At 66.2% G+C, this 3784-nt stretch carries 4 protein-coding genes and 1 riboswitch; of the genes, 2 read left to right on the top strand and 2 right to left on the bottom strand.

Annotated features, from left to right (window positions below; all coding sequences use genetic code 11):
• Window positions 1–57: 57 nt before the first annotated feature.
• On the bottom strand, window positions 58–846 hold the full coding sequence (gene thiD / locus GM1_RS21145; RefSeq protein ID WP_052005505.1) for a bifunctional hydroxymethylpyrimidine kinase/phosphomethylpyrimidine kinase: 789 nt from the start codon (window positions 844–846) through the stop codon (window positions 58–60).
• Window positions 847–893: 47 nt separating this feature from the next.
• Window positions 894–2582 (bottom strand): phosphomethylpyrimidine synthase ThiC, encoded by a 1689-nt coding sequence (thiC, locus tag GM1_RS21140; protein WP_008382317.1) that lies wholly within the window; start codon window positions 2580–2582, stop codon window positions 894–896.
• Window positions 2576–2687, bottom strand: a riboswitch (TPP riboswitch). (Overlaps the previous gene by 7 nt.)
• Window positions 2688–2866: 179 nt before the next feature.
• Here thiC and GM1_RS21135 point away from each other — a divergent pair.
• Entirely contained in the window at window positions 2867–3226 is a 360-nt protein-coding gene (locus GM1_RS21135) for a GNAT family N-acetyltransferase (RefSeq protein ID WP_008382316.1), read from the top strand.
• Window positions 3227–3268: 42 nt separating this feature from the next.
• On the top strand, window positions 3269–3784 hold a 516-nt coding region (locus GM1_RS21130), incomplete at its 3' end, for a siderophore-interacting protein (protein WP_008382314.1).

The following is a 3784-nucleotide window of genomic DNA, read 5'->3' as shown; positions in this document are numbered from 1 at the left end:
GCTCCGCTCGCTCAAGGAGCAGTTGAGTCGCGTCCCAAGGATCAGTGGGGCGCGTGGTCAGCCGACGCGCCAGAGGGGATTGACGGGGCCGTGGCCTGCGCCGAGCGGGTACGCGGACTCCAGACCGCGCGTCACCCAACGTTTGGCGAACACGACGGCGTCTGGCATCGAGTATCCGTGGGCCAGCGCGCTGCAGATCGCGGCGGCGAGGGTGTCGCCCGCTCCGTGATCATGTGGTGTGTCGATGCGTGGTCCGTCGATCTCGATGTAGTCGTCGCCGTCGAACAGCAGGTCGGGACTGCGGTCGCTGCCGCGGAGGTGACCGCCCTTCACGAGCGCCCATCGTGTGCCCCGATCACGGAGGGCTCGTGCGGCCGCTCGCTGTGAGTCGGCGTCGACGACGTCGACGCCGGTGATGAGCCGGACCTCGTCGAGATTCGGTGTGACGATGTCGGCCAGCGGGAACATGCGGCCGACCAACGTGTCGAGGGCATCTGTCGCGAGCAGAGGGTCGCCGTGCATCGACGCGCACACCGGGTCGACCACCAGCGGCACCCCTCCGCCGCCGATGCCGACCTCGGTGCACGCGTCGGCGATCGCCGAGATGATCTCGGCCGTCGCCAGCATCCCCGTCTTCACGGCGCTCACCCCGATGTCGGACGTGACCGTCCGGATCTGGGCGGCCACCACCTCGGGGTCGATCGTCTGCACACCGCTGACTCCGAGACTGTTCTGGACGGTCACCGCGGTCACGGCGACACAGCCATGGAGCCCGAGGAGCGCAAACGTGCGGAGGTCGGCCTGGATTCCGGCGCCTCCGCCGGAGTCGGACCCGGCGATCGTCATGACGCGGACCGGTGTCTCGCCGGGGGCAGCGGTGGGCAGCAGATCGGTCACGGTGCGGCGACCTCTTCCTTTGCAACCCCCTCATTGGAGACCTCGGTGAGCGGCAGGTACACCTGGTTGCCGGCGGCCGCGAACTCCTCCGACTTCGCGGCCATCTCCTGAGCGATCTTCCGATCGATGTCGTCGGCGGTGACGAGGTTGTTCTCCTCGGCGTACGTGCGGACGTCGGCCGAGATCCGCATCGAGCAGAACTTCGGTCCGCACATCGAGCAGAAGTGCGCGGTCTTCGCCGGCTCGGCGGGCATCGTCTCGTCGTGGTATTCGCGAGCCGTGTCGGGATCGAGCGCGAGGTTGAACTGATCGGTCCAACGGAACTCGAAACGCGCCTTCGAGAGGGCGTCGTCCCGTTCCTGCGCCCTGGGATGCGCCTTCGCCAGATCAGCGGCGTGGGCGGCGATCTTGTACGTGATGACGCCGACCTTCACGTCGTCCCTGTTCGGCAGCCCGAGGTGCTCCTTCGGCGTGACGTAGCAGAGCATCGCGGTGCCGGCCTGCGCGATCATCGCCGCGCCGATCGCCGACGTGATGTGGTCGTATGCGGGAGCGATGTCGGTGGCGAGCGGTCCGAGCGTGTAGAACGGAGCCTCCTCACACCACTCCTCCTCCAGGCGGACGTTCTCGGCGATCTTGTGCATCGGGACGTGGCCAGGGCCCTCGATCATCACCTGGACACCGTGACTCTTGGCGATCTTCGTCAGCTCGCCGAGCGTGCGCAGCTCGGCGAACTGCGCCTCATCGTTGGCGTCTGCGATCGAGCCGGGGCGCAGACCGTCGCCCAGCGAGAACGTGATGTCGTAGCGCGCGAGGATCTCGCACAGCTCGTCGAAGTGGGTGTACAGGAACGACTCGGTGTGGTGCGCCAGGCACCACGCCGCCATGATCGACCCGCCACGCGAGACGATGCCTGTGACCCGCTTCGCGGTCAGCGGCACGTAGCGCAGGAGGACACCCGCGTGCACGGTCATGTAGTCGACGCCCTGCTCGGCCTGCTCGATGACGGTGTCGCGGTAGATCTCCCAGGTGAGCTTGGTGGGATCGCCGTTGACCTTCTCCAGGGCCTGGTAGATCGGCACGGTGCCGACGGGGACGGGGGAGTTCCGCATGATCCATTCGCGGGTCACGTGGATGTCCTTGCCCGTCGAGAGGTCCATGATGGTGTCTGCGCCCCACCGGGTGGCCCACACCATCTTCTCGACTTCCTCCGCGATCGACGACGTGACCGCTGAGTTGCCGATGTTGGCGTTGACCTTCACCGAGAAGGCCTTGCCGATGATCATCGGTTCGCATTCGGGATGCTTGTGGTTCGCCGGGATCACGGCCCGGCCGATTGCGACCTCGCTGCGCACCAGTTCGACGTCGACTCCCTCACGGGCGGCGATGTAGCGCATCTCCGGGGTGATCACTCCCGCCCGAGCCCATGCGAGCTGCGTTGCGACGCCGTCGACGGGCGCCGGCCTGGTCCACGTGTCGCGGGTCTTCTCGAGACCGGATTCGACGTCGATCACGGCGCTCGAATCGGTGTACGGACCCGAGGTGTCGTACAGGTCGAGGTGCTCGCCGTTCGTCAGGTGGACACGTCGCTGCGGAACGCGCAGTTCGTCGACGTGCAGGTACTCCTTGGTGCTGCCCTGGATCGGGCCTGTGGTGACGCTGTCTGCAGACACAGGTGTGCCCATGACTTCTCCTCCCTACGCCGGCATTACCCGGACAGGTTCGAGCGGTCGACGACCGCCAGTCGCCATCTCAGCCCTCGGATCGTGAGAGCCCCCGCGTGTGTAATTGTGTGTGCTCGCCGTCGTTCGCCGGAGCGATGAGGGGCACGATGGTCAGCGTACGTCATGGCGTTCGGCGGCGGGCAGGGCCCGGGCCGACGCTGAAACGTGATGCAGATGTGACTGATGTGACTTGCGACACATGGTTACGCGACCGTAAGGTTGTGACTGCCATCACAGGAGGTGTCATGCATCTGAGGAACCGTCTCGGGAACCATCGCCATCACCCGCCGCATCGTTCGGCGCGGTCGTTGCTTCAGCAGATTTCGGAAGTCGTCCACAACCCCGACCGTGAGCGGTTCGAGCTCTGGGTGGCGGGCGATCTGGTCGGCGTTCTCGGCTATCGCATCGACACCACGGAGCAGACGGTCACCATCCTGCACACCGTCCTGTACGACGAGTACTCCGGACATGGCCTGGCCACCCGTCTCACCGGCAACGCCATGGAGTACATGCGTGACCAGGGTCTGCGCGTGCGGCCGTTGTGCACGTTCACCAAGCGGTACGTCGATGAGCATCCCGGCGTAGTCGCCCTCGCTCCCGTCTGAGGAGTTGGTTAGGCTCACCTCATCTACGAGAGGTTGGCCGGTATGAGTGAGAAGCAGCCGTCGCGCGGTTGGCAGGGCGCGATCATGAAGGCATTCCGCGCGGACGACTTCGTCTTGACGGTGACCGGCGTTGAGCGGGTCACCGAGCATTATGTGAGGCTCGGATTCGCCGCCGGGGGTCTGCTCGCCGCGATCCCCGTGCATCCGACCATGTGGGTGCGTGGATGGTTTCCGTCCGACGACGCCCTCCATCAGCGCGGATACACTCTCGTCGACCCGGACCCGGAAACGGACACCTTCCATCTCGAGTTCACTCTGCACGACGGCCCGGCCGCTCGGTGGGCGCAGAAGGCGAAGGCCGGCGACCGACTGTCCGTCTCCGTGATGGGCAGCAAGTTCGACATGCCCGACCCTGCGCCCACACGATGGCTGATCGCCGGCGACACCGCCTCGCTCGCCGCCATCAACTCATTGCTCGACGCATTCACCGGTGCCGGGACCGATGTGGCCGCGACGATCTGGTTCGAGTACGGCCACGACGACGACCGTGACCTTCCG

The organism is Gordonia malaquae NBRC 108250 (assembly GCF_000344135.1).
Classification (GTDB): Bacteria; Actinomycetota; Actinomycetes; order Mycobacteriales; family Mycobacteriaceae; genus Gordonia; species Gordonia malaquae.
The sequence above is the reverse complement of the archived record's forward strand: the minus strand, read 5'-3'. Positions and strand labels throughout refer to the sequence as shown.

Bases quoted from the DNA above. Each gene is read 5' to 3' on its own strand.
- thiD (WP_052005505.1), bottom strand. From the start codon at position 846: ATGACGATCGCCGGGTCCGACTCCGGCGGAGGCGCCGGAATCCAGGCC.
- GM1_RS21135 (WP_008382316.1), top strand. From the start codon at position 2,867: ATGCATCTGAGGAACCGTCTCGGGAACCATCGCCATCACCCGCCGCAT.
- thiC (WP_008382317.1), bottom strand. From the start codon at position 2,582: ATGGGCACACCTGTGTCTGCAGACAGCGTCACCACAGGCCCGATCCAG.